The organism is Gordonia sp. SGD-V-85, assembly GCF_001456905.1.
Lineage (GTDB): Bacteria > Actinomycetota > Actinomycetes > Mycobacteriales > Mycobacteriaceae > Gordonia > Gordonia hongkongensis.
The window spans coordinates 68,897-94,188 of the sequence record NZ_LNQO01000006.1 but is presented as its reverse complement, the minus strand read 5'-3'; the positions used below and the strand labels follow the sequence as shown (position 1 = coordinate 94,188).

The following is a 25,292-nucleotide window of genomic DNA, read 5'->3' as shown; positions in this document are numbered from 1 at the left end:
GGGGATCCGTTCACAGGAACCTGACAGCTCGCGCGCAGAGTGACGAGAGGCTGGGAACCGAAGGTTGTACGCATGATCCCAGAAGCACCGCCGGCCCGGACGGCGCAGATGTACACACTCATCGACAGTTCCACGCCGAACCCGATACTCGACATCGTGGTCCCCGTCTACAACGAACAGGCCGACATCGCGTCGTCCGTGCGTCGCCTCGCCGACCACCTGCGTCTCCACGTGCCGTACGCCTCGCGCATCACCGTCGCCGACAACGCCAGCACCGACGACACCCTCGCGATCGCCGCCGCACTCGCGGACGAAATCGACGGCGTGCGCGTCGTCCATCTGGAGCAGAAGGGACGCGGCCGCGCGCTGAGCGCGGTGTGGCAGCACAGTGACGCCGAGATCGTCGCCTACTGCGACGTCGACCTGTCGACCGATCTCAACGCACTCATGCCACTCATCGCACCGCTCGTCTCGCGGCACTCCGACATCGCGATCGGTACTCGTCTCAGCCGGTCCGCACGCGTCGTCCGGGGACCCAAGCGCGAGTTCATCTCCCGCTCGTACAACCTGATGCTGCGCACTGCGATGGGCGCCCGGTTCTCCGATGCGCAGTGCGGATTCAAGGCCATGCGCACCGACATCGCCCGCGAACTGCTGCCGTTCGTCGCCGACACCGGCTGGTTCTTCGACACCGAACTGCTCGTGCTCGCCGAGCAGATCGGTCTGCGCATCGCCGAGGTGCCGGTGGACTGGGTCGACGACCCCGACAGCACCGTCGACATCGTGCCGACCGCGATCGCGGATCTGAAAGGCTGTGCGCGCGTGGGGCTCGCACTCGCCATGGGCCGGTTGCCGATCGCCCAGCTGCGCGCCTCCATCGGCCGCGACCGGGCCGCGGGACCACAGCTCGACGGGGTGCCGACGGGCATGGTCGGGCAGCTCGCCCGCTTCTGCGTGGTGGGCGTCGCCTCGACGCTGGCCTACGCGGTGTTGTTCCTGGCGCTCCACTCGTTCCTCGGCGCCCAGATCTCGAACGTGGTCGCGCTCGCGGTCACCGCCGTCCTCAACACCGCCGCCAACCGGCGCTTCAGCTTCGGTATCCGCGGCCGCGACAACGCGTTGCGCCACCAGCTGTTCGGCCTGGGCGTGTTCCTGTTCGGCTGGCTGGTGACCTCGGGCGCGCTGCTGGTGCTCCACACCGCCGCTCCCGACGCGACCAAACACATCGAACTGATGATCCTGGTGACCGCCAACCTGGTGGCCACCCTCACCCGGTTCGTCGGTCTTCGCTGGGTGTTCCGCAAGACGCCCGCTCCCACCACGGAGGTAACCGCATGAGCGCGACGGTCAGTCTGAATCCGCCGGCGAACACGACCGCGCCCGAATCTCGTTCGGAGAGCAGTCACCCGACATCGAGAAATACTGTCTGGGAACGGGTCTCACTCGCATTGCTGCTGGTCGGCACCACGGTCGCATACCTGTGGAACCTGTCGATCAACGGATGGGCCAACTCCTTCTACTCGGCTGCCATCCAGGCCGGGTCCCAGTCGTGGAAAGCCTGGTTCTTCGGGTCGTCGGACATGGCCAACTCCATCACCGTCGACAAACCGCCTGCCTCGCTGTGGATTCCGGGACTCAGTGCACGCATCTTCGGGGTCAACTCGTGGTCGATCCTGGTGCCCGAGGTGCTGATGGGCGTCGCCTCGGTGGCATTGCTCTACCTCATCACCCGGAAGTACCTGGGCCACTGGGCCGGCATCCTCGCCGGGGTGATCCTCGCGGTGACACCGGTCGCGGCCATGATGTTCCGCTTCGACAACCCCGAGGCGCTGCTCATCCTGCTGATGATCGCCGCGGTCTGGTCGATGATGAAGGGACTCGAGGACGGACGGTGGCGATGGCTGGTTCTGACCGGCGTGTTCGTCGGCTTCGGATTCCTCACCAAGCAACTCCAGGTCATGCTGATCGTGCCGCCGCTGGCGGTCACCTACCTCGCCTTCGGGCCGCGTGGTTGGTTGCGCCGGATCGGACAACTGTTCGCCGCGCTCGGCGCGATGATCGTCAGCGCCGGCTGGTGGATTCTCGCCGTCGAGCTGTGGCCCGCGTCGTCGCGTCCGTACATCGGTGGCTCGCAGAACAACTCGATCCTCGAGTTGACCCTCGGCTACAACGGCCTGGGCCGGCTCAACGGCAACGAGACCGGCGCCGTCGTCCCCGGTGGTGGGGGAAACGCGATGGAGGGCATGGGCGGTGGACCGGGTGGCCCCGGAGGCGGGGGCGGCGCGTGGGGCGAGACCGGCTGGCTGCGGATGTTCGAACCCGCGCAGGGCGGTCAGATCGCCTGGCTCATCCCGACCGGCCTGATCCTCGCCGCCGTGGCACTCGTACTGATCGGCAGGGCCCGACGAACCGACCCGCGCCGTGCGTATCTGGTCGTCTGGGCGCTGTGGCTGCTGGTCACGATGGGTGTCTTCAGCTTCATGGCCGGGATCTTCCATCAGTACTACACGGCGGCACTGGCTCCCGCGGTCGCCGCGGTCGTCGCCGGCGGCGCGGCGGTGTGCTGGTCGCACCGGGACCGGCTGTGGGTGCGGATCGCGCTCGGGATCTCCGTCGCGGCCGCCGCGGTCTGGGGCTATGTCCTGCTCGATCGCACACCCGACTTCGTGCCGTGGCTGCGATACGCGGTCCTCGTCGTGGGGCTGCTCGCCGCGGTGGCCATGGTCTTCGCCCAGCGTCGGATCTTGGCGACCGCAGCGCTCATCGGGGCCATCATGGCCGGCCTGGCCGGGCCGGCCGCCTACACCGTCGACACGATCGCGACCGAGAAGAGCGGATCCATCATCACCGCCGGACCGCGCGTCGAGGGCGAATTCGGTCCCGGTGGCGGTGGGCCGGGTGGACGAGGTGGCCCGGGTGGTCCCGGCGGACGGGGCATGCCCGGCATGCCACCGCAGGGATTGGGAGCACCCGGGCAGGGGATGCCCGGTATGGGTCAACAGGATGGGGGCGGTCGGGGTGGCGACGGAGCCGCCGGAGGACTGCTCCGTGGTTCGACGCCGTCGGCGGCGCTCGTGGACAGGCTCACCGCCGACGCCGATGACTACACCTGGGTCGCAGCTGCGGTGGGCTCGATGTCGGCGTCCGGCTACCAGCTCGAGACCGGGCACTCGGTCATGCCGATCGGCGGATTCAACGGCAGCGATCCGTCACCGACCCTGGTCGAATTCCAGCAGCTTGTGGCCGCGAAGAAGATCCACTACTTCATCGGTGGCGGTTCCGGTCCCGGTATGGGTGGCGGCATGGGCGGCAACTCGTCGCAACCGTCGTCGCAGATCAGCACCTGGGTGCAGGCGAACTTCACCGCCGTCACCGTCGACGGCGTGACCCTGTACGACCTCACCCAGCCCACGAGCTGACCGGCGCCGACACCGTTTGGGCGGTCACGGGTACCGGCGTTTAGAGTCATGGACGTGCGCGTACTCGTGATCGGCTCGGGCGGCCGCGAACATGCCCTCCTCATCGGTCTGGCGAACGATCCGGCGGTCACCGACCTGCACGTCGCCCCGGGCAACGCCGGCACCTCGTCGATCGCCACGAACCATCCCGTCGACGCCGTCTCCGGCGACGCGGTCGTCGCGCTGGCACGCGAGATCGGCGCCGACCTCGTGGTCATCGGTCCCGAGGTGCCCCTGGTCCTCGGGGTCGCCGACGCCCTGCGCGCGGCCGGCATCGCGACCTTCGGTCCGAGTGCCGAGGCCGCGCAGATCGAGGGGTCGAAGGCGTTCGCGAAGGACGTCATGAAGGCCGCGGGGGTCACGACCGCCCATGCCGAGATCGTCGACAACCCCGCCCGGCTCGACGCCGCGCTCGACCGCTTCGGCCCGACCTGGGTGGTCAAGGACGACGGACTCGCCGCCGGCAAGGGCGTCGTCGTGACCGCGGACCGCGACGTCGCCCGCGACCACGCCGCCGAGTGCCTCGAGAGCGGCCACCCCGTCCTGCTGGAGAGCTTCCTCGACGGGCCGGAGGTGTCGCTGTTCTGCCTCGTCGACGGTGAGACCGTGGTGCCCCTGCTGCCCGCGCAGGACCACAAGCGCGTCGGCGACGACGACGCCGGACCGAACACCGGCGGGATGGGTGCCTACACGCCGTTGCCCTGGCTGCCCGCCGAGATGACCACGCGCATCGTCGACGAGGTCGTCAAACCCGTTGCCGCCGAGATGGCTCGACGCGGCATCCCGTTCTCCGGCCTGCTGTACGCCGGCCTGGCGATCGGGTCGGACGGGCCCGCCGTCGTCGAATTCAACTGTCGCTTCGGCGATCCCGAGACCCAGGCGGTGCTGGCCCTGCTCGAATCGCCGCTCGGGCAGGCACTGCACGCGACCGCCACCGGCACCCTCGCCGACCTCCCGCCGCTGCAGTGGCGCGACGGGGCCGCGGTCACCGTCGTGGTCGCCGCGGAGAACTACCCCGGCAAGCCGCGCACCGGCGACCTCATCACCGGTGCCGACACCGACGGGGTGCTGCACGCCGGCACCGCGCGCAACGCCGACGGCGCCGTCGTCTCCTCGGGTGGGCGGGTGCTCGCGGTGGTGGGTACCGGCGCCGATCTCGCCGAAGCTCGCGAGCAGGCCTACGCGCGGATCGCCAACATCAAGCTTCCCGGTTCGCACTTCCGCCGCGACATCGGCCGCAACGCCCTCGAGGGCCGGATCAGCATCTGAGCCTCGCTCACTCGTCCCCGTTCCCGCTCACCGAAATCGGTTGAGCGAGAACGAAATAGGGAACGACGGTCGACTCAGACCGCCAGGTTCCGCCCGAGGAACTCGACCTGCTCGGGCAGGACGCTGCGCCAGTAGCGATTGGTGTGACCACCCGCCGCGGTCCCGAACGCCGCCGGTGGCCGGAGTCCGGCGGCCCACTGCCGTGTGTAGGTGTAGAACTGGTCGCTCGAGCCGATGTTGATCAGCAGCGGGATCTTCGCGAACTTCGGCTGGGCCCCGAACAGCGAGTTCGCCTGGTAGTCGGCGAGGCCGTCGAAGGCGCGCGGCGGGAAGTTGCGCGGGTCGGCCCACATCGCGGGGGAGCTGACCGCGACCGCGGCGACACGCGGCGAACCCAGCATGGCCGCCAGGCGCAACGCGCCGTACCCGCCCATCGACCATCCGAACAGGCCGATGCGTTCGGTGGACAGGTCCAGGTCGGGGTTGCTCGCGAGCATCGGCAGGAACTCGTCGAGGATCATCGCGCCCCCGTCGGCGCCGTCGGTGCGTCGGTGGTAGTAGTTGCGCCCGATGTCGGCGGCGGCCAGCGCGAACGGCGCGTTCCCGGCGTCGACGTACTGCTGCATCACCGACTGCATCTCGAGCTTCGGCCCGAAGATCGACTTCTCGTTGGTGTTGAGCGCGTGCAGCACGACGACGACGGGCAGGGTGCCCGTCACCCCGTTGGGCCGGGCGACGGCCCAGCGCGTGTCACGCCCGGCCATGCGCGCCGAGCGGAAGCTGCCGGTGATCAGCGGTGGGCCGCCGGTGACCGGTGGCGGCGACGCCTCGACCGGTAGTTCATCGTCGGCCCGACCCTCGAGCTTGCGGGGCTCCACCGACGTCGGCGGGGTCGACCCCGAGCACGCGGCGACCCCCAGGGCGGCGGCGCCGAGGCCGGCGGCCAGGACAGCACGACGCCCGACGAACGCACGGGCGTGTTCGTCGGGATTGCTGGGGAGGGGTGGCACTCGGGTCATCGAGTCAACAGGGTAATGGCCGACCCCCGTCCCGCCGCAACGGAATGGCTCCCGACGCGCACCGTTGTGAGGAATTCCTCTCAGCTGTGCTGCCAGAAACCGTCGTGGACCTCGTGTGCGGCGTCGATCGCGAACGGACCGCGTACCACGATCGGCCGACTGCCCGCCTCGAAGACCCGTCGGCACGGCATCGCCAGCGTGGGATTGGCGGGATCGTCGCCGGTCATCTCCCGCAGGTCGTCCTCGCCGAGCGCGTAGACGACCGTCCCGACCCCGGCCCAGTAGATCGCGCCGGCGCACATGGCGCACGGCTCGGTGCTGGTGTACAGCGTCAGCTCGGCGCGCGTGTCGAGATCGAGGTGCCCGACCGCGCGGACGACGTTCGTCTCGGCATGCCCGGTCGGGTCACCCGAGGTGTCCACGGAATTCATCGCTTCGGCGACCACGCTGCCGTCCGGCGCCACAAGCAGTGAGCCGAACGGGTGGTCGCCGCGCGTCCGGGCCCGGGCGGCGAGGTCGATCGCCTGCCGGAGATGGGTGATGTCGGGGTCCTCGTGACTGTCGGGGGACATGTCCCGATCGTCGCACGGTTCCGCACGCCGGCGTGGGGCGAACGGCGAGTGTCTCAGGCCTGCCCGACGAGTTCACAGCTGAAGTCGACGGGCCGCGCGCGCCGGTCGAACTCGACGTGCGCCACCGACTCGCCGTCGGTGACGTCGCAGATCGGCGACCGGCCGCCGTCGGAGCCGGTGCGCCAGCTGATGTGCCAGCCGCGTCGCGCGGCCATCCCGTGGATCGCGACCCGATGATCGTTGACCGCAAGTGATCTCATCACCGTCGGCATCGTGGTGGCGAAGTCGGCGAAGGTCGGTTCGGGCAGCGCGACGTCGTCGAGGAGGTACACCGCGAGATCCCCGTCGTCGTGCTGTGCCGTCCAGTACGGACTGATCCCGGTGCTCTCGACCGCGGCCGCGGCCACGATGTCGATCGCCTGCGTCCGGTAGTCGGCGATCTGGTCGCGAGAGAGGCTGGGCGGCAACGACACCCGGGGAACGGCGAAATCATCGACGCCGAATCGGGCGCCGACGTCGCGCAGCGCGGCGGCTGGACCCGCCGGTTCGCCGCGAGGATGGGCCCACCCCCACACGATCGCGTCCGATTCGATGACCGCGATCAGGGTGGCACGTGAACGGACACAGTCGCGGTGCCCGTCCGGGTCGGACGAGGCCGTCGAGGTGAAGACGACGGACCGCTCCGCCGGGTCGCAGCGCGACTCGAAGCTACCGAGCCGTTCGCGCAGGAAGTCGGCGAACGCGACCTGCCGCAGACAGGTGTAGAGCGCCGCGTAATCGGCGACAGCATGGAGGCCGTCGAACTGCATGAGGTCACGGTAACCGCGGGTGTGGTCGTCGTACCCCTCTGTCCGACGTCCGACTGACGGCCGACCGCCGTCGGGCATTCCGCCGAGGTCAGCGGGCTTATACGGGAATCCGCCTGGGCGTGTATCGCTTTGGTGAAAGCGATACGACGGTACCGGCCCTTTGGCAGCATTGACTCCCATGATGACCTCGGCGGCGACACCGAAGGGTGCGCGGCGGCGGTCTCGACTGATCGAGGCTGCCGGCGAGTTGCTGCTCGAAGGAGGCTTCGATGCGGTGCGTCATCGCGCGGTGGCCGAGCGCGCGCAACTACCGCTGGCGTCGACCACCTATTACTTCGGTTCCCTCGACGACCTGATGGCCGAGGCCGCCGCCTATCTGTGCGCGCACGACGAGACCGCAGTCGCCGCCCGCTGCAACGCTCTTCCGCGCCGGCACCGGGGCAGCACGGCGACGGCGGGTGCCCTCGCCGACGTCTTCGTCGGTTCCGACACCACCCTCCAGCAACTGTCCGCGCGGTACGAGATGATCGCGCTCGCGGCCCGGTATCCGCTTCTGCGCGAGGTCGTCGCGAGCCGGGGGCAATCGCTGGCGTTCCACCACTGCGAGGTCTTGGTGAAGTCGCACCGGGTCGCCGATCCGGCGCACATCGCGCAACTGATCGGCATCGAGGACGGAGCGATCGTGGGAGCGTTGTCCCAGACGGCCGTACGACCGGTCGACGCGGTGCGCGACGCCCTGCTCGACGTCGTCGACGTCCTCGCCCCACGGGAGTGACCGGACGGAGTGTCCGGGCCGAACCTCGCGAACTCACCGCGCGGTGGACGCGGCGATGACACGATGGGGCGTCAGGTCACCGACGGGGAAGGGGATCGCGTGTCAGCGAGACGATGGATGGTGGGAGTCGGGGCCGCGCTCGGCGCGGCCGTCATGGCAGCGACGGCGTTCGTCGCCCCGACAGCGCAGGCCGCGCCGGCCGGGCGGGTCGATGCGTCGGTCCCGTTCTCCTCGGCGGTCTACGGCACCGGCTGCACCTATCCGCTGACCGTGGCGGTCAACTCGTCCGGCTGGGTCGAGTTCTTCGAGGTCAAGGCGGGTCTGCCGCCGCGCTTCGTCGGACGCGACCTGCCGCAGGGTGCGCTCGCCTCGACCACCTGGGTGCCGCACCGGACCGGTGACAAGTATCTGTATGCCGTGCAGAACGGGAAGGTGTCGGCGCCGACGTTCGTCCGCGTGCGACAGGGTTACGGGTCCAACGGGGCGTGCATCGCGTTCTGACCGCGTGTGCGCGGCCCTCTCCGGGTTTTGAGGATCGCGACGGCCGCGACCTACACTGACCGGGTGTCGAAGCCCGTCATCGCCAACGTCCTGGCCAGCCGCTATGCCTCCGCCGATCTCGCCGAACTGTGGTCGGCGAGCACCAAGATCGAGCTCGAACGGCGACTGTGGATCGCGGTCCTCAAGGCGCAGCGCGACCTCGGCATCGACGTACCGGCCGACGCCATCGCCGACTACGAGCGCGTCGTCGACCAGGTCGATCTCGCATCCATCGCCGAACGTGAACGGGTCACCCGCCACGATGTGAAGGCCCGGATCGAGGAGTTCAACGCCCTGGCCGGCCACGAGCAGATCCACAAGGGCATGACCAGCCGCGACCTCACCGAGAACGTCGAGCAGCTGCAGATCCTGCGTTCGCTCGAACACGTCCACGCCCACGGCGTGGCAGTGCTCGCGCGCATCGTCGCACGCGCCGCCGACTACTCGTCGACGGTGATGGCCGGACGCAGTCACAACGTCGCCGCCCAGGCCACCACGCTCGGCAAGCGGTTCGCCTCGGCCGCCGACGAGCTGATGATCGCGCTCACCCGGTTGCGCGAACTCATCGACCGCTACCCGCTGCGCGGGATCAAGGGGCCGATGGGCACCTCGCAGGACATGCTCGACCTGCTCGGCGGCGACGCGGTGAAGCTCGCCGACCTCGAGGGCCGGGTCGCCGATCACCTCGGGTTCGCCCGCTCGTTCACCTCGGTCGGCCAGATCTATCCGCGGTCGCTCGACCACGATGTGGTGTCGGCACTCGTGCAGCTGGCGGCCGCGCCGTCGTCGCTGGCCCACACCATCCGGCTGATGGCGGGCCACGAGCTGGTCACCGAGGGCTTCCAGCCCGGTCAGGTCGGCAGCTCGGCGATGCCGCACAAGATGAACACCCGCAGCTGCGAACGCGTCAACGGGCTCGCGGTCGTACTCCGCGGATACGGCTCGATGGCCGCCGAACTGGCGGGCGCGCAGTGGAACGAGGGCGACGTCTTCTGCTCGGTCGTCCGTCGCGTGGCCCTGCCCGACGCGTTCTTCGCGATCGACGGACTGATGGAGACCTTCCTGACGGTGCTCGACGAGTTCGGCGCCTACCCGGCCGTGATCGCCAACGAACTCGACCGTTATCTGCCGTTCCTCGCGACCACCAAGGTCCTGATGGCCGCGGTGCGCGCCGGCGTCGGGCGGGAGACCGCGCACGAGGCGATCAAGGAGAACGCGGTCGCGGTCGCGCTCGCCATGCGGGAGGAGGGACGCGAACCCGACCTCCTCGACCGGCTCGCCGCCGACGACCGCATCCCGCTCGACCGCGCGCAGCTCGACGCGTTGCTGGCCGACAAGACGGCCTTCGTCGGTGCCGCCGAACAGCAGGTCGCCGACGTCATCGCGGCCGCGGAGAAGATCATCGGGCAGTACCCCGACGCCGCGGGCTACTCGCCGGCGCCGATCCTGTAGCTCTCCGCCATCTCACTCCGGCGCGCTGACGTCGGAGTGCCTGCTACCCCCTGCTCCCTGAGGAGCGCGACCCCGTCTGCTCCCTGAGGTGCGAGCGAAGCGAGCCACGAAGGGCTCCGCAACGTGTCTCACCAGGCCCTTCGTGGCTCGTCGCTATCGCTCCTCACACCTCAGGGAGCAATGGGGTCGTTCTTTCGGATCAGGGAGCAGAAGGTCGGCTCTGTCACTCGGGGGTCGAGACGTCGGAGTGGCCGAGGTTCCAGTCCGGGAGCGCGGTGTCGCGCACGCGACGCTTGAGTTCGGGAGCACCGGGGAAGCCGCCGTCGCGCTTGCGTTCCCAGATCTGGGTGCCGTCGACGTCGATGACGAACACCCCGCCGGTGCCGGGGACGAGGGTCACCGAGCCGATCTCGGTGCCGAAGGTGTTCAGCAGTTCCGAGGCCATCCACGACGCCCGCAGCAGCCAGTTGCACTGCGTGCAGTAGGTGATGGTGATGTGCGGCTCGCTCATCGGTCCAGGATCGCAGACCCCGGGGCCCACGGCCGGACGGGTGGTCCCTGCCGCCCCGCGGGGTCACCTCACCCTCTAGGGTCGAGTCCATGCGTCCTGAACTGCAGTCCTACCGTCATCTGGCGTCGGGGAAGGTCCGCGAGATCTACGAGATCGACGCCGACACCCTGTTGCTGGTGGCGTCCGACCGGATCTCGGCCTACGACCACATCCTCAGTCCCGCGATCCCCGACAAGGGGCGCATCCTGACGGCGATGAGCTTCTACTGGTTCGACGAACTCGGGGTGCCCAACCACCTGGCCGGCGGCCCCACCGACGAACGGATCCCGGCGTCGGTCGTGGGCCGGTCGATGGTGGTCCGTCGACTGCCGATGGTGCAGGTCGAATGCGTTGCCCGCGGCTACCTGACCGGCTCGGGCCTGCTCGACTACCAGGCGACCGGGTCGGTGTGCGGCGTCGAACTGCCGGCGGGACTGGCGGAGGCGAGCAAGCTCCCCGAACCGATCTTCACGCCGGCCACCAAGGCCGAGCAGGGTGAGCACGACGAGAACATCAGTTTCGAGCGGGTCGTCGAGCAGGAGGGGGAGGAGTTGGCGCAGGCGCTACGATCGGCCACCCTCGACATCTACGCCCGCGGCGCCGCCGTCGCCGCCGAGCGCGGAATCATCCTGGCCGACACCAAATTCGAGTTCGGCCGCGGGGCCGACGTTGAACTCGTCCTGGCCGATGAGGTGCTCACCCCCGACTCGTCGCGGTACTGGGAGGCCGCCACCTACGAGGCCGGCAAGGTGCAGCCCAGCTTCGACAAGCAGATCGTGCGAAACTGGCTCACCGGTGCCGAATCCGGGTGGGACCGGGCCTCCGATGTCGCGCCGCCGCCGTTGCCCGACGACGTCGTCGACCGCACGCGGCAGCGCTATATCGATGCCTACGAATGGATCTCGCGAAAGTCCTTCGCGGACTGGCCCGACGCAGAGGTGATCTGATGACCGACGAGAAGACCATCATGAACGCAGCGCCGGTCACCGCGCCGGTGGCCAAGAAGGTGCCCACCGAACGCACCCACCACGGCGACACCTTCGTCGACGACTACGAATGGTTGCGCGACAAGGACGATCCGGAGGTCATCGCCTACCTGGAGGCGCAGAACGCCTTCACCGAATCACACACCGCGCAGCTGGCGGACCTGCGCACGCAGATCTTCGGTGAGATCAAGAGCCGCACCAAGGAAACCGACATGTCGGTGCCCAACCGGCGCGGGCGGCATTGGTACTACGGGCGAACCCATGAGGGCAAGCAGTACTCGACGTCGTGCCGGTGCCCGATCCGGTCCGAGGACGACTGGACCCCGCCAGAGGTGGGCGACGACCCGCTGCCCGGCGAGGAGATCCTGCTCGACGCCAACGTCGAGGCGGAGGGTCACGATTTCTTCAGTCTCGGGGCGCTGACCGTCAGCGACGACGGCAACTGGCTCGCCTACAGCATCGACATCGTCGGGGACGAGCGATACACCCTGCGCGTCAAGGACCTTCGCACCGGGGAGCTCCTCCCCGACGAGGTTCGCGACACCTCGGGGGGTGCGGTGTGGTCGGCGGACGCCCGGCACGTGTTCTACTCGACGGTCGACGCCGCCTGGCGCCCGGACACGGTGTGGCGTCACGACATCGGTGCCGGGACGGCCGACGTCAAGGTCTTTCACGAGCCCGACGAGCGGTTCTGGGTCGGGATGGGCACCACCCGGAGCGACAAGTACCTCGTCATCGGCGTCGGGTCCAAGATCACCTCGGAGAGCTACCTGCTCGCCGCCGACGATCCGACGGGTGAATTCCGCAGCGTCACACCGCGGGTCGACGGGGTCGAGTACAGCGTCGAGCACGCCGTCATCGGCGGCGAGGACTATCTGGTCATCGTGCACAACGAAGTCCGCGACGGGCAGAAGGCGGAGAACTTCGCCATCGACCTCGCGCCGGTCGCCGACCCGTCGGACCGTCGTCCGCTGATCGCGCACGACCCGCAGCGACGGATCGAGGACCTCGACGCCTTCGCCGACTACCTGGTCCTGTCCTACCGCCGAGATGCGTTGCCGCGTCTCGCGATCGCCGATCTGCGGCAGATCGACGGCATCCCGGTCGAATCGGATTTCCGCGAGGTGACCTTCGACCAGGAACTCGGCTCCGCGGGCCTCGGCGCCAACCCGGAATGGCGTGCCCCGAGGCTCCGCATCGGATATGGCAGTTTCATCGAACCGGCGGAACTGTTCGAGCTCGACGTCGCCTCCGGCGAGCGGACCCTGCTCAAGCGGCAGCCGGTGCTCGGCGGTTACGACCCGGCCGACTACGTGCAGTCGCGGGAGTGGGCCGTCGCCGAGGACGGCACCCGGATCCCGCTGTCGGTGGTGCGGCGCAAGGAAACCGACGCCGCCAAGCCGGCGCCCCTGCTCCTCTACGGCTACGGCTCCTACGAGGCGAGTATCGACCCGTACTTCTCGGTGGCGCGACTGTCGATGCTCGATCGCGGCATGGTCTTCGTCCTGGCGCACATCCGCGGTGGCGGGGAGATGGGGCGCTACTGGTACGAGAACGGCAAGGAACTCAGCAAGCGGAACACCTTCACCGACTTCGTGGCCGCGGGACGGCATCTCGTCGACACCGGGTGGACGACACCGCAGCAGATGGTCGCGGAGGGCGGGTCCGCGGGCGGTTTGCTGATGGGTGCGGTCGCGAACCTCGCGCCCGAGTTGTTCAACGGGATCCTGGCGTCGGTGCCGTTCGTCGACGCGCTGAACTCGATCCTCGATCCGTCGTTGCCCCTCACGGTGATCGAGTGGGACGAGTGGGGTGACCCGCTGCACGACCCGAAGGTCTACGAGTACATGAAGACCTACACGCCGTACGAGAACGTCGACGCGAAGCCGTATCCGCCGATCCTCGCCTTGACCTCGCTCAACGACACCCGGGTGCTGTTCACCGAGGCGGCCAAATGGGTTGCGCGACTGCAGGAGAAGACCACCTCGGACAACCCGGTACTGCTCAAGACCGAGATGTCCGCCGGCCACGGCGGCGTCAGCGGACGCTACAAGCAGTGGGAAGAGGTCGCGTTCGAGATCGCGTGGATCCTGCAGCAGTCGGGCGCGCTCGATACTCCCGCTGGTTGAGCTCACCCTTCCGCTGGTTGAGCTCACCTTCCGCTGGTTGAGCTTGTCGAAACCACAAAGCCCCACCGACCCGGGAGTCGGTGGGGCTTTGGTTTGCGATCAGCAAGAGATGATCAGTGCATCATGATCGGACCGCGGTCCATGTCCTCTTCGGTGAGAGGCGACGCGATCTTTTTGCGGGGCAGGAAGAACGCGGGGATCAGGGTGAGGACGATCAGGACCACCGAGATGGTGAACGTACTCGAGAACACGTCCGCGGCCGTCTCGAAGAACGACTCCGGCAACGGGTTCGGCACGCCCGGCGGCAGCGGATCGTCGGAGGTGTTCGCCATGATCGCCAGTCCCGCCTCGGGTCGGCTCGCCAGACTGCTGGCCAGGATCACCGAGATGACGGCCGTACCGATCGACGTGGCCGACTGCTGGATGACGTTCAGCAGCGTCGAACCGTCCGGGACCTGCGGGTTGCTGAGTGTCGCGAGAGCCGCGGACATGATCGGCATCATCGTCATGCCCATGCCGAGACCCTGCACGAACAGCGAACCGCAGATCAGCCAGTACGAGGTCTCGGCGCCGAGGAACATGAACGTACTCAGACCCAGCACGATCAGGACGATGCCGGCGAGCACGAACTTGCCCGGACCCATCTTGTCGGTGAGACGGCCGGCGATCGGCATGGTGAGCATGGCGCCGATGCCCTGCGGGGCCAGCAGCAGACCGGCGGTCAACGTGGACTCGCCGCGCACGCCGATGAAGTACTGCGGGAACAGCAGCGCCGCACCGAAGAACGCGACCATGAACAGCACCATCGTGATGACGGAGATGCTCAGTGTGCGGTTCGCGAAGAGCCGCAGGTCGAGCAGCGGGTTCTTCTTGCGCAGGGCGTGCACGATGAAGGCCACGATCAGCAGTGCACCGATGATGGTCGGCACCAGAACCGATGCCGTGACGAACGTGCGGTGCTCGGCGCTCGAGGAGATACCGAACAGGAACAACGCGAGCCCCGGCGACAGGAGCAACAGACCGACGACGTCGATCGAGGGGCGGCTGGTCTCCGCGTCATCGCGCAGGACGATCCACGAGTAGACCAGCGCGATGATGCCGATCGGGACGTTGATCAGGAAGATCCAGTGCCAGCTCAGCTGCTCGATGAGGACGCCGCCGAGGATCGGGCCCGAGATCGGACCCAGGAGCATCGGGATACCGAGCACGGCCATGACCGAACCGACCCGCTCGGGACCGGCCGCCTTGGTCAGCATCATCATGCCGATCGGCATCAGCATGCCGCCGCCGAGTCCCTGGATCACGCGGAAGGCCACGAGCATGCCGATGTTCGGCGCCAGCGCGCACAACACCGAACCCACGGTGAACAGGACCAGCGAGACGAGGTAGACGCGCTTGGTGCCGAAACGCGATGCCGCCCAACTCGACAACGGGATCACCGCCGCCAGTGCCAGGGTGTAACCGGTCGCGGTCCAGGCGGCGCCCGCGGCGTCGGTGCCGAACTCCTGCTGGAAGGTGTTCTGGGCGACCGCCACCACGGTGACGTCGAGGATCGACATGATCGCGCCGAGCACGACCACGCCGGCGACCAGCAGGACGTGACGGTCCAGCTTGGTGTCGGGTGGGCCGTCGTGCAGGTGGCCACCTGTGGATGAGGTCATTCGCGTGTTCCTATCGGTCGGGCGAGAAATGGGCGTGCCGCGGCCGTCCGCGGCAGAGAAGTCTGTGGGCTCGTTCGACCCCGTGAGGGTCGGTGGTCAGAGATCAGGGAGCGACGAGGTAGGAGAGGGGAGTCACGAGGCCTGCCGTCCGTCGGTGGGCAGACAGAAATGGTCGACGCCGTCGTCGACGATGGGACGCAGTGCCGCGCAGAGGTTGTCGCGCATGTCTGCGGGCAGGTTGGCGACGAAGTGTCGGATGGTCCCGCGCTTCACGGCCAGATGGGTCTCGAGGTAGCGCCGGCCCGCGTCGGTGAGGGAGATGCGCTTGACCCGACGGTCGGACGGGTCCTCTCGACGGTCGACGAGACCTCCGGTCACCAGCTTGTCCACCGTCCGGCCGGCGGCCGCGAGGGACAGCTGAACGTGATCGGCGATCGCGTTGACCGGCATCGGCCCGGGTTGGCATGCAAGCGTGGAGAGGATCCGGAGCTGCGAGAACGTGACCTCGCTTGCCGCCAGACTCTCCAGCGCCTCGGGCCGGCTCAGATCGATGAGCCGCTCGAGGAAGGCGTTGAGCGCCGACGACGCAGCGTTCACCGACTCGTCGGCGCCGCTGTTCGACCTGCATTCTCCGGACACCGAAAGATGCTAACCCGAATGCAACTATTGCCGAAACGCAATTAACGGTGACCTTGCGCATACCGTGGCGGCACCTGTGACCCGGGTCTCCCGAAGGCGGCGCGGGCGCCGTCTAATCTGGCAGCCATGGCCAACATCAAGGACATCCCCGTTACCGCTCTGGACGGCTCCGACGTCTCGCTGAAGGACTTCGGCGGACCGCTGCTCGTGGTGAACGTCGCCAGCAAGTGCGGCCTCACGCCGCAGTATGCCGGCCTGGAGGAACTCGCCAAGACGTACGGAGACAAGGGACTCACCGTCGTCGGAGTGCCCTGCAACCAGTTCATGGGGCAGGAGCCGGGTACCGCCGAGGAGATCGCGACCTTCTGCTCGGCGACCTACGGGGTGACCTTCCCGCTGCTGGAGAAGACCGACGTCAACGGCGAGGCGCGTCACCCGCTCTACGCCGAACTCACCCGGCACGCCGACGCCGACGGGGAGGCCGGCGACATCCAGTGGAACTTCGAGAAGTTCCTCGTCAACGCCGACGGTGAGGTGGTCAACCGCTTCCGTCCGCGCACCGAGCCGACCGATCCGACGGTCGTCGCCGCCATCGAATCCGTGCTCTGAGCCGATTTGGTGCACCCGGTAAGCTGACCGGCGTGAACTGATCGGGAGAACACCGGTCAGGCGACAACCGACCAGCAGACATTGAGGAGCGGTCCATGGCGCGAGTGGTGGTCGACGTGATGCCCAAAGCCGAGATTCTCGACCCGCAGGGGCAGGCCATCGTCGGCGCCCTGGGCCGGCTCGGGTTCAGTGGGATCGGCGACGTCCGTCAGGGCAAGCGCTTCGAGCTCGAGGTCGACGACACGGTCGACGACACGACGCTGGAGCGCATCGCCGAGGAGTTGCTGACCAACACCGTCATCGAGAACTTCAACGTCTCGCGCGTCGCGGAGTAGAGAGCAGCACATGACAGCACGCATCGGGGTCATCACCTTCCCCGGCACCCTCGACGACGTCGACGCCGCCCGCGCGGTCCGGCTGGCCGGCGCCGAGCCGGTCGCGCTGTGGCACGGCGACGCCGACCTGAAGGGCGTCGACGCGATCATCGTCCCCGGCGGATTCTCCTACGGCGATTACCTGCGCGCGGGGGCCATCGCCCGCTTCGCTCCGGTGATGGGATCCGTCGTCGAGGCAGCCGGCAAGGGGATGCCGATCCTGGGTATCTGCAACGGTTTCCAGGTGCTCTGTGAGGCCGGGCTGCTGCCGGGTGCCCTGACCCGTAACGAGGGCCTGCACTTCATCTGTCGCGACGAGTGGCTGCGCGTCGAGTCGAACACCACGGCCTGGACGACCCGCTTCGAGCAGGGTGCGGAGATCCTCATCCCGCTCAAGTCCGGCGAAGGACGTTACGTGGCCTCGCAGCGCAAGCTCGAGGAGCTGGAGGGTGAGGGGCTCGTCGTGTTCCGGTTCCCCGAGCGGAACCCGAACGGTTCGTCCCTCGACATCGCCGGTATCTCGAGCCCTAACGGGCGGATCGTCGGCCTGATGCCGCATCCCGAGCACGCCACGGAGCCGCTCACCGGACCCAGCGACGACGGCCTCGGCCTGTTCTACTCGGCGATCGACTCGGTCCTCGCCTCGGCGTGAATGCGCGTTCGTCGATGAGTGCGTCCGCCAGGATTCCGACCAGCGCGACCGCACGCGGCCTCGGCGAGTTCGTCGACGCCTCGCCGTCGCCGTTCCACGTCTGCGCGACGGTGGCCCGCGAACTCGAAAGTGCCGGGTACACAAGGCTGTTCGAGGATCAGCCGTGGGCGGATGCCGGCCTCGACGCCCCGTCGGCGCGGCACTACGTCATCCGTGGCGGCTCGATCATCGCCTGGGAGACCGGGCAGACCGGCACCTTCCGCATCGTCGGCGGACATACCGACAGCCCCAACCTGCGGCTCAAGCAGCATCCCGACCGCTCGTCGGCCGGAGTCGCGATGGTCGCCCTCGAACCCTACGGCGGCGCCTGGCTCAATTCCTGGCTCGACCGCGATCTCGGCCTCTCCGGCCGCCTCGCGTACCGATCGGGGAACTCGGTGGCGCACACGCTGGTTCATGTGACCGAACCGGTGGTGCGGGTACCCCAACTCGCCATCCACCTGTCCGAGGACCGGAAGGGCGTGTCGCTCGATCCGCAGCGGCATGTCAACGCGGTGTGGGGAATCGGCGACGACGTCCCCGACGTCCTCGGCTGGGTGTCGGAGTACGCGGGCATCGACCCGGACGCGCTCCTCGGCTGGGAACTCATGACCCACGACGTCGCGCCGTCGGCGATCATCGGAGCCGACGGAAACCTGCTCAGCGCACCGCGATTGGACAACCAGGGCACCTGCTACGCCGGTCTGCGAGCATTGCTCGACGCCGGGTCGTCGAACCACACGAAGATGTTGGTGCTGTTCGACCACGAGGAAGTGGGCAGCGGATCCGAGCGTGGGGCCGCCTCGGACTTCCTGGGGTCGATCTGCGAACGAATCGTGCTCGCGCGCGGCGGATCACGCGCGGACTTCCTCCAGACGATGGCCGCGAGCGTCTGCCTGTCCGGCGACATGGCGCACGCGACCCACCCGAACTATCCCGAGCGCCACGAACCCGGGCACCGCATCTCGATCGGCGGCGGACCGGTGCTGAAGGTCAACCAGAACCTGCGCTATGCGTCGGATGCGGTGGGAGAGGCCGTCTTCGCGCTCGCGTGCGACGCCGCGGGCGTCCCCATGCAGCGATATGTCCATCGCGCGGATCTGCCGTGCGGGTCGACGATCGGGCCGATCACGGCATCACGCACCGGGCTCACGACGATCGACGTCGGCGCGCCGCAGCTCGCGATGCACTCCGCGCGTGAGCTCATGGGCGCCGACGACGTGCCGATGTATTCGGCTGCGCTGCAAGCGTTTCTGACGCAGGGCTAGGAACGACACGCGAGCTTGCGGAGGGCGCGGCCGACCACCGCTTTCTCAGGCCAACGACCACTCCCTGAGGAGCGCCCGGAGCTTGCGGAGGGCGCGTCACGAAGGGTCCTGGTGAGGCAGCGGGATCAGTATTCGCGGGCGAAACCGAGGACCTTGTTCACGTACTCCATCGAGTTGTTGTACCGCAGGACGGCGGTCACCAACGAAGACGAGTCGCGCAGGTCGAGGTTGTCGTCGCACAGGTAGTTCGCGGTGGTCAGCGCGGCGTCGAAGATGTTCTGCGGGTCGGACTTGCCGTCACCGTTGCCGTCGGCGGCGTACATCTTCCACGTCGACGGCAGGAACTGCATCGGGCCGACCGCGCGGTCGTAGACCGGGTCGCCGTCGAGTTCGCCGCCGTCGGTGTCACCGATGACCTGGTTGCCGGCGAGGGAGCCGTCGAGGCGCGGACCGAAGATCGCGCTGCGCAGGACGCCGTCGGGGTTCACGTTGCCCTGATCGGCGTGGTGGGACTCGACCCGGCCGATCCCGGCGATCACCTTCCAGTCGATGCCGCAGCGCGGGTGGGTGCTCGTGACGGACTTCGCGGCCGCCTCATACGCGTCGTAGTTGGTCACCGGGACCGTGCCCGTCGTCACGCTCGCCGGCCGAACCGGCGGCGGCGGAGTGGGTGCCAGCGGGTGGGCCTTCACAGCCGGCGTCACGGACGGTGGCGTGGTCGGGGTCTCGGACGTCACCTGCGGCGCGGACACCGGCGTGGGGGCCAGCGTGTTGCCGGAGAGTTCGGCCCCGGCGGTCGCCGCGCCGGCCAGAACGCCCACCGGCAGCAGGGCGGTGGCCCACAACGGTGTGCGTGACTTCTTCCGTGGCTTGGAGTGCTTACCCAAAACTGATCGACCTCGCGTGTACATCTCGTGGTTCGTGCTTGCGGAACCGAGCCGACCGTACACGCGGTCGTGAGCAAAGCGTTACCTTGTCGTGATCAATTCAGGTCTGGACACCACCACCGATTCGTGTCCTTGCAGGTGAGGCCGGGAGCTCGGCGCGCCATGTGAAACGGCCCACAAGGGGGATTGGGACCCTCGGGTTCAGGGGAATGGCGGGGTCAATTTGGGCGGAGCATCGTCAGCGTGCTGCCCTCGCTGACGACGATGTATCCGTCGACGACCCGCACGAGTCCGGGGGAGGACAGGCCGCGCTCCCAGGCCGCGGTGTTCGCCGGGGTGAGCCCGGTCAGCAGGCCCTGGTTGACGACGACCATGGTGGTGCCGCTGGACCCGACGCACCGCGGGTTGGCGAGGATCGGCTGCTGCGGTCCCGGCGGCGGTCCGCTGCCGATGTGCGTGCCGTCGGCGAGCGCGTAGGTCGTCCGCGAACCGTCCAGGCGGCCGAAGTTCACGAGGGACCCGCACGCGATGGCATTGGCCTTGGACAGTTCGCCGTCGCGGATCTGCCACAGCGCCCCCGGACGTGCCGGGTCGCGGACCTCGTACTGCCCCTCGGCGGCGAAGACCAGGTTCGCCGCGTTCAGGACCGGGAGGGTCGACGGCCCGGGCAGCACGCTCAGACCGCCGGCCTCGGCGACCGGATCGGCGTCCACCCGGCCGTTGACGGTGGCGTAGGTGACCACCTTCTCCTCGCCGTGCGTCTGGTGATCGACGGTCACCCCGGTCGGGTAGAGCTTGATGCTGCACTGATCGCAACCGATGCGGTCCTCACCGGTGGCGGGGTTGACCAGGTACTCGCTGGCGTCGGCGGTCCTGATGACCACCGTGTCGCCGGTGACCTCGATACCGACGACCGGCGCCGCGAAGGTCCGAGCCCAGATGCCGTTGCCGGCCGGCGTGTTCAGGGTGACCTGGTGCCCGACCCGGTTGACGCGCAGGAAGTTGTTGCCGAGGCCCTCCACCGATTTGGTGTCCAGGTATTCGGCGGTGCGGGTCGGGATGCCGGCGTCGTCGACGAGGTAGAAGCCGTCCTCGAGTGGGGTGCCGAGCTGTACCGCGCAACCGACCTGGCCGGCCTCGTTGACCGCGCAGTCGCCCTGCCCCGCGTTGATGGGGCTGTCCCACAGCAGGTTTCCCGATCGTCGGTCCACCATCACGAACGAGCGCCCCAGCCCGGAGGGGTAGGTGATGAGCCATCCCTCGTCGGAGGTGTCGGCGATCTCGATGGTGACCTCGCCGGAGTAGTCCGGTAGATCCTCCTGCCCGACTATCGTCCAGGCGGTTCCCGGTTCGCGTTCGTAGCCGCGCAGCTCGCCGTAGGCGTAGTCGCCGTCGTCGGTCTGGGCGGTGCCGCTCGCCAGCACCACGCCGCCGGTCACGACCAGCGCGGCGCACAGGGCGAAGACGACGGTCCCGATGCCGAAGGGCAGACGCGCGGACAGGGCCCGGACGCGGGAGCGAGAGGACATGGGTAAGAGTCAACCATGACGGTGGTGGCCGCTCCGGAGCCGGGAGCCGGACGGCGGAGCAGGAAATTCGCCGGTCCGGTCATGGTTTTCGCGCCCGCAGGGCACTGGACTGTTCCCATGGACCTGTTGCGTGATGTGTTGGTGACCCTGACGGTCGTGACCACCGGCCTCAGTGCCGGTGTGCTGGCGGGATTCGGCTATGCCGTGATCCCCGGCCTGACCCGGGCCGGCGCCGACGTCGCGGTCGCGGCGATGCAGCGGATGAACAGCGCCATCCTCAACCCGCTCTTCGCGGTGATCTTCGGCGGCGGCGTGGTGTTCGGCGCGCTGACCGTCTGGGCCTCGTGGGGTTCCGGGCTCCGATGGTGGGTCCTGACCGCGACGGTCCTGACCGCGCTCGGTGTCGTCATCACGATGGTCGTCAACGTCCCGGCCAATGACCGCCTCGACGCCGCGGGCGTCGTCCGCGGCGACGAGGCGGTGGGGGTCTGGACGCGGTTCACCGCCGTCTGGGTGCCGTGGAACATCGTGCGGTCCGTGCTGACCACCGCGGCGGTGGCGGTGCTCGTCGTCGGGTTGGCCGTGGGGTGACTCAGAACAACTGACCGAGGTAGAACTGAGCGCCCTGGTCGTCGGTGCACCGCGCCGAGATGCCGTAGGGCGCGGTGCTCGGTTCCTCGAGCACCGTGCCGCCCGCGGCCCGGACACGTTCGACCGTGGCCACGACGTCGTCGGTCGTCCACATCGGCACTGCCACCGAGCTCTCGGCGCCGCCCGCGAGCCCGACCTGCGGTCGCGAGTCGTCGACCTCCCAGCCGTCGTCGATGCGTCCGCCATGGAACGTCCAGCCGAGGACCGAGCCGTAGAACGCGCGGAAGCGGCCGCTGTCGGGCGTCAACACCGTCAGGTAGGTCATGGCCCCGGGGTCGCGCGGGTGGGCCTGCGGGCGTTCGTCGTCGGGGTTCGCGGCGTAGACCGCGAACCGGACGCCCTGATCGTCGACGGCGTCGACCAGGCGATGACCGTCGGGGCTTGCGCCGAACTCGCCCCGCCCGCCCGCTGCGACGATGCGCCCGTGCGCGGCCTCGAGGTCGTCGACGGCGTACGCGCAGAAGACCGTCGGTGTGCCGTCGGTCTCGAAGATGCCGAGGCGATGGCCGACGTTGGTGACGCGCCGGCCCTCGGCGTCGAACTCCCAGCCGAGGACGTCGGCGTAGAAGCGTCGGGCGCGGGCGGCGTCGGGGGTGTTCAGGGACATGTAACCGATGTCGCCCTGGTGGACCATCTCGGTGCTGGTGATCTTCGACGGACCGCTCAACATCCAGCGGTGTCCGAACGGGTCGACGATGACAGCTGTGCGGGTGCCGTGGGCCTCGTACGGCTCGCGGGTGACCGCGGCGCCGGCACGAGCGGCCGTCGAGACCGCGTCGTCGGTGTCCTCGACGGCGACCATCAGACTGACAGACACCTGCCCGGGTGCGGGTGCGCGGAGTCCGAGGTCCGGGAACTCCGCCGCGAGATAGATTGCGCCGCCGCCCAGTTCGAGCTCGGCGTGACCGATGACGCCGTCGGGCATCACGATCGGTTCGCCGCGCAGCCGGGCGCCGAGTGCCTCGACGTACCAGTCGATCGCGGCCTGCGGTTCGGCGACGGCGAGATATGGGAGGGCGCCGGGGCGTTCGACCGTCGGTTCCGGTCGGGCGGGCGCCTCGGTCCGGACGGTCTCGGTTGCGTCGAGTTGTGTTGCGGTGGCCATGACGACTCCTTCGGGTAGGGTCGCCCCGCGCTCGAGGCGGTCCCGCAGCGCGGCGGCGAAATCCAGGTCGGGACGGACCGGATCGTCGAAGCCCGGCGTGCGCGCTGCGTTCAGGACGTGTAGCGGATCTCGTGCTGCGTCGAAGCGCGAGCTGTTCCGGGTGCTCATGCGTGACCTCCTCTCCCGCTGGGCTGGGGTTGTGTTTCGGGGTAGGCGGCGCGGAACGCCCGCTTGGCCCTGGTGAGAAGCGCCTCGGTGGCGCCGACCGTGCGGCCCAAAATCTCCGCGCACTCGCCGACGGGGAGATCGTCGACATAGCGCAGCGTCAGCACCGAACGGTGGATCGGCGACAACTGGCCGAGCGTGTGATGTGCGACCATCCGGTCGAGTTCGGTGTCCCACGGGTCGTCCCCGTGGTCGGGCAGGTCGTCGACCGGTTCCGGCGTGCGCTGTGCACGTCGCCAGTGGTCGGCGAGTTTGTGCCGCGCGATCCCGATGAGCCACGGAGTGGTCGGTTCGGTGTCGCGGCGTCGTCGGACGGAGTCCATGGCGGCCAGGAAGGTCTCCGAGGTGACGTCCTCGGCGGTACGACGATCCGTGCAGCGCCGCACGACGAAGCCGTACACCTCCGGCAGTGCCTGGTCGTAGACCGCCAGCAATCCCTCTGGTCCCCGGGCCGAAGAAACCGGTTGGTCGCTGCTCACACCTCTATCGTCGCGGCCGGACCCGATGATCCGACGCCCGTGGCGAAAAAAACTTGCGCCGTTCTCCGGGCGGTCACGGAGCGGTGCGTTCTCCGACGGTGAGCTCGATGATCTCGTCGGCCAGAATCTGTGGCTGGTCGAGTGAGACGAAGGTCCGGGCGTCGGGAACCTCGACGAACGGCGCCCCGCCCGGGAAGACGGCGGCCAGGCGGCGTCCGTGGGCCGGGGTGAAACACCGGTCGTCGCGACCCCACACCATTCGGACCGGGAGGTCGACGCGCGACATCCGCGGGGTGATCTGCGCCAGTTCGGCGGGGCGGATGCCGCGGAGGAACTCGATGAAGTCGTTGCGGATGCGTACGTCGCGCTGCAGCGGTTCGAAGACCGAGCCGGTGAGGTCGGGATCGGGATCGTTCAACAGCAGACCGACGCCCAGCGCGGAATGGCGCAGTGTACGCAGGCGCATCGCATCGGCCAGCGGTTTCAGCAGAAGTCGGTGCTTCATCAGCGCGAAGTACAACCGGAACGGCTGCGGCGGAAAGAGATCGAAGGCATCGCAGTTGGTGAACACCAGCCGGCTGACGAACGCGGGATCGTCGTCGAGAGCGAATTGGGTGATGGCGCCACCGGAGTCGTTGGCCACGAGGGTCGCGTCCGACAGGCCGAACCGGTCGACGAACTCACGTAGGAGCTTGCTCATCCCGCGCGGCGAGCGGTCGGCTCCGGGGCCGAGCGGGATGCGGTGCGAGCCCAGCGGCATGAGGGGCACATGGCACCGGAATCCGCGCTCGGCGAGCAACCGTGCCGTCGGTTCCCACAGCCGGTGGTCGACGACGGCGCCGTGGACGAAGACGACCGGCGGATGCGCCGAGTCGTCCGGACCGTAGGTCGCGTACTCGATGACGCCGGACGGAAGTTCGACGGTCGGCAGTGCAGTCGTCATGGCGAGACCCGCTTCTCGTAGACTCGGTAACTTACGAACACTCAGTACGAAAGTTACGTGCAACCTGTATGAAAGTCAACCGTCGTACCCAGGCCGAGCGGACCGCGGCGACCCGCGCGTCATTGATCGACGCCGGCCGGAAGCTGTTCGGCGAACGCGGCTTCGCCGACGTCGGCACCCAGGAGATCGTCGCCGAGGCCGGCGTGACGCGCGGTGCGCTCTACCACCAGTTCGACGACAAGAAAGGGCTGTTCGTCGCCGTCTACGACGACGTGGAACAGTCGATCGTCGCGCAGATCGCGGCGGCCGTGGGGGAGCGCGCCGCCGAGGACCCGCTCGCCGCGCTGAAGGCGGGTATGCGTCTGTTCCTGCGGTTGTGCACCGAACCGGAGGTGCATCGGATCACGCTCGTCGAGGCGCCGTCAGTGCTCGGATGGAGTGAATGGCGTGCTCGCGGAGAAGAATTCGGATTCGCACTCGTCGAAGGCCTGATCGCGGCCGCGATCGCCACGGGCCAGGCGGTCGAGCAGCCCACCCGCCCGCTGGCCCACGTCGCGATCGGCGCGCTCGACGAGGCGGCGCTCTACGTCGCCGCCGCCGACGATCGCGAGGCCGCCACCGAACAGGTAGCTGCGGTCCTGGAACGGATCGTCGACTCGTTCGCGACCTAGT

The 25,292-nt window shown here is 68.6% G+C and carries 25 protein-coding genes; 14 read left to right on the top strand and 11 right to left on the bottom strand.

What is annotated here, in order from left to right:
• Positions 1-72: 72 nt before the first annotated feature.
• From AS181_RS08905 to purD, 3 genes are read left to right on the top strand one after another with little or no spacing between them, the layout of a single operon-like run.
• Positions 73-1,338, top strand: a complete 1,266-nt coding sequence (locus AS181_RS08905) for a bifunctional glycosyltransferase family 2/GtrA family protein (RefSeq protein ID WP_058251232.1) — start codon at positions 73-75, stop codon at positions 1,336-1,338.
• Entirely contained in the window at positions 1,335-3,419 is a 2,085-nt protein-coding gene (locus tag AS181_RS08900; protein WP_058251231.1) for an ArnT family glycosyltransferase, read from the top strand. The genes AS181_RS08905 and AS181_RS08900 overlap by 4 nt, the downstream gene beginning before the upstream one ends.
• Before the next feature lie 54 nt (positions 3,420-3,473).
• Complete coding sequence (purD, locus tag AS181_RS08895) at positions 3,474-4,727, top strand: phosphoribosylamine--glycine ligase (protein ID WP_175404300.1); 1,254 nt, start codon at positions 3,474-3,476, stop codon at positions 4,725-4,727.
• Positions 4,728-4,801: 74 nt separating this feature from the next.
• Here the strand turns inward: purD and AS181_RS08890 are convergent, their stop codons facing one another.
• From AS181_RS08890 to AS181_RS08880, 3 genes are all read right to left on the bottom strand, one after another.
• Positions 4,802-5,746: an alpha/beta hydrolase gene (locus AS181_RS08890; protein ID WP_058251229.1), complete on the bottom strand. Its 945-nt coding sequence runs from the start codon at positions 5,744-5,746 to the stop codon at positions 4,802-4,804.
• Positions 5,747-5,826: 80 nt separating this feature from the next.
• Entirely contained in the window at positions 5,827-6,318 is a 492-nt protein-coding gene (locus tag AS181_RS08885) for a nucleoside deaminase (RefSeq protein ID WP_058251228.1), read from the bottom strand.
• Positions 6,319-6,371: 53 nt separating this feature from the next.
• Complete coding sequence (locus AS181_RS08880; protein WP_058251413.1) at positions 6,372-7,127, bottom strand: DUF6882 domain-containing protein; 756 nt, start codon at positions 7,125-7,127, stop codon at positions 6,372-6,374.
• Between the two features lie 181 nt (positions 7,128-7,308).
• Between AS181_RS08880 and AS181_RS08875 the strand changes: the two genes are divergently transcribed.
• From AS181_RS08875 to purB, 3 genes are all read left to right on the top strand, one after another.
• Positions 7,309-7,902, top strand: coding sequence for a TetR/AcrR family transcriptional regulator (locus AS181_RS08875; protein ID WP_175404307.1), 594 nt, complete (start codon positions 7,309-7,311; stop codon positions 7,900-7,902).
• A 99-nt stretch (positions 7,903-8,001) separates the two neighbouring features.
• Positions 8,002-8,403, top strand: coding sequence for a hypothetical protein (locus tag AS181_RS08870; RefSeq protein WP_058251411.1), 402 nt, complete (start codon positions 8,002-8,004; stop codon positions 8,401-8,403).
• A gap of 63 nt (positions 8,404-8,466) precedes the next feature.
• Positions 8,467-9,894 carry an adenylosuccinate lyase gene (gene purB / locus AS181_RS08865; protein WP_058251227.1) on the top strand — a complete coding sequence of 476 codons (1,428 nt, stop codon included), beginning with the start codon at positions 8,467-8,469 and terminating at the stop codon, positions 9,892-9,894.
• Between the two features lie 223 nt (positions 9,895-10,117).
• On the opposite strand, the gene AS181_RS08860 is transcribed toward purB, so the two are convergent.
• On the bottom strand, positions 10,118-10,405 hold the full coding sequence (locus AS181_RS08860; protein ID WP_058251226.1) for a SelT/SelW/SelH family protein: 288 nt from the start codon (positions 10,403-10,405) through the stop codon (positions 10,118-10,120).
• A gap of 89 nt (positions 10,406-10,494) precedes the next feature.
• Here AS181_RS08860 and AS181_RS08855 point away from each other — a divergent pair, with 89 nt between their 5' ends.
• Both AS181_RS08855 and AS181_RS08850 read left to right on the top strand, forming a co-directional pair.
• A complete protein-coding gene (locus AS181_RS08855) occupies positions 10,495-11,391 on the top strand; it encodes a phosphoribosylaminoimidazolesuccinocarboxamide synthase (RefSeq protein ID WP_058251225.1) in 897 nt (298 codons plus the stop codon).
• Positions 11,391-13,559, top strand: coding sequence for a S9 family peptidase (locus tag AS181_RS08850; RefSeq protein WP_058251224.1), 2,169 nt, complete (start codon positions 11,391-11,393; stop codon positions 13,557-13,559). The genes AS181_RS08855 and AS181_RS08850 overlap by 1 nt, the downstream gene beginning before the upstream one ends.
• A gap of 113 nt (positions 13,560-13,672) precedes the next feature.
• Here the strand turns inward: AS181_RS08850 and AS181_RS08845 are convergent, their stop codons facing one another.
• Positions 13,673-15,220 (bottom strand): DHA2 family efflux MFS transporter permease subunit, encoded by a 1,548-nt coding sequence (locus AS181_RS08845; protein ID WP_058251223.1) that lies wholly within the window; start codon positions 15,218-15,220, stop codon positions 13,673-13,675.
• 132 nt (positions 15,221-15,352) lie between these two features.
• Positions 15,353-15,859: a MarR family winged helix-turn-helix transcriptional regulator gene (locus AS181_RS08840; protein ID WP_058251222.1), complete on the bottom strand. Its 507-nt coding sequence runs from the start codon at positions 15,857-15,859 to the stop codon at positions 15,353-15,355.
• A 126-nt stretch (positions 15,860-15,985) separates the two neighbouring features.
• Here AS181_RS08840 and AS181_RS08835 point away from each other — a divergent pair, with 126 nt between their 5' ends.
• The 4 genes from AS181_RS08835 (at position 15,986) to AS181_RS08820 (ending at position 18,801) form a co-directional block, all read left to right on the top strand.
• Complete coding sequence (locus AS181_RS08835) at positions 15,986-16,468, top strand: glutathione peroxidase (protein ID WP_058251221.1); 483 nt, start codon at positions 15,986-15,988, stop codon at positions 16,466-16,468.
• A 95-nt stretch (positions 16,469-16,563) separates the two neighbouring features.
• Positions 16,564-16,803 (top strand): phosphoribosylformylglycinamidine synthase subunit PurS, encoded by a 240-nt coding sequence (purS, locus tag AS181_RS08830; protein WP_010844201.1) that lies wholly within the window; start codon positions 16,564-16,566, stop codon positions 16,801-16,803.
• Between the two features lie 10 nt (positions 16,804-16,813).
• Positions 16,814-17,494, top strand: a complete 681-nt coding sequence (purQ, locus tag AS181_RS08825) for a phosphoribosylformylglycinamidine synthase subunit PurQ (protein WP_058251220.1) — start codon at positions 16,814-16,816, stop codon at positions 17,492-17,494.
• 14 nt (positions 17,495-17,508) lie between these two features.
• On the top strand, positions 17,509-18,801 hold the full coding sequence (locus AS181_RS08820; RefSeq protein WP_058251410.1) for a M18 family aminopeptidase: 1,293 nt from the start codon (positions 17,509-17,511) through the stop codon (positions 18,799-18,801).
• 125 nt (positions 18,802-18,926) lie between these two features.
• Here AS181_RS08820 and AS181_RS08815 read toward each other — a convergent pair whose 3' ends face one another.
• Positions 18,927-19,688 (bottom strand): lytic transglycosylase domain-containing protein, encoded by a 762-nt coding sequence (locus AS181_RS08815; protein ID WP_058251219.1) that lies wholly within the window; start codon positions 19,686-19,688, stop codon positions 18,927-18,929.
• Positions 19,689-19,906: 218 nt separating this feature from the next.
• On the bottom strand, positions 19,907-21,217 hold the full coding sequence (locus tag AS181_RS08810) for a PQQ-binding-like beta-propeller repeat protein (RefSeq protein WP_058251218.1): 1,311 nt from the start codon (positions 21,215-21,217) through the stop codon (positions 19,907-19,909).
• Between the two features lie 117 nt (positions 21,218-21,334).
• On the opposite strand from AS181_RS08810, the gene AS181_RS08805 reads away from it, so the two are divergent.
• On the top strand, positions 21,335-21,808 hold the full coding sequence (locus AS181_RS08805) for an anthrone oxygenase family protein (RefSeq protein ID WP_058251217.1): 474 nt from the start codon (positions 21,335-21,337) through the stop codon (positions 21,806-21,808).
• Position 21,809: 1 nt separating this feature from the next.
• Here the strand turns inward: AS181_RS08805 and AS181_RS08800 are convergent, their stop codons facing one another.
• The 3 genes from AS181_RS08800 to AS181_RS08790 form a co-directional block, all read right to left on the bottom strand.
• Positions 21,810-23,141 carry a VOC family protein gene (locus AS181_RS08800; protein ID WP_058251216.1) on the bottom strand — a complete coding sequence of 444 codons (1,332 nt, stop codon included), beginning with the start codon at positions 23,139-23,141 and terminating at the stop codon, positions 21,810-21,812.
• On the bottom strand, positions 23,138-23,632 hold the full coding sequence (locus AS181_RS08795) for an RNA polymerase sigma factor (RefSeq protein ID WP_058251215.1): 495 nt from the start codon (positions 23,630-23,632) through the stop codon (positions 23,138-23,140). The genes AS181_RS08800 and AS181_RS08795 overlap by 4 nt, the downstream gene beginning before the upstream one ends.
• Before the next feature lie 118 nt (positions 23,633-23,750).
• Positions 23,751-24,620, bottom strand: coding sequence for an alpha/beta fold hydrolase (locus AS181_RS08790; protein ID WP_058251214.1), 870 nt, complete (start codon positions 24,618-24,620; stop codon positions 23,751-23,753).
• 68 nt (positions 24,621-24,688) lie between these two features.
• Between AS181_RS08790 and AS181_RS08785 the strand changes: the two genes are divergently transcribed.
• Positions 24,689-25,291, top strand: coding sequence for a TetR/AcrR family transcriptional regulator (locus AS181_RS08785; protein ID WP_058251213.1), 603 nt, complete (start codon positions 24,689-24,691; stop codon positions 25,289-25,291).
• Position 25,292 lies beyond the last annotated feature (1 nt).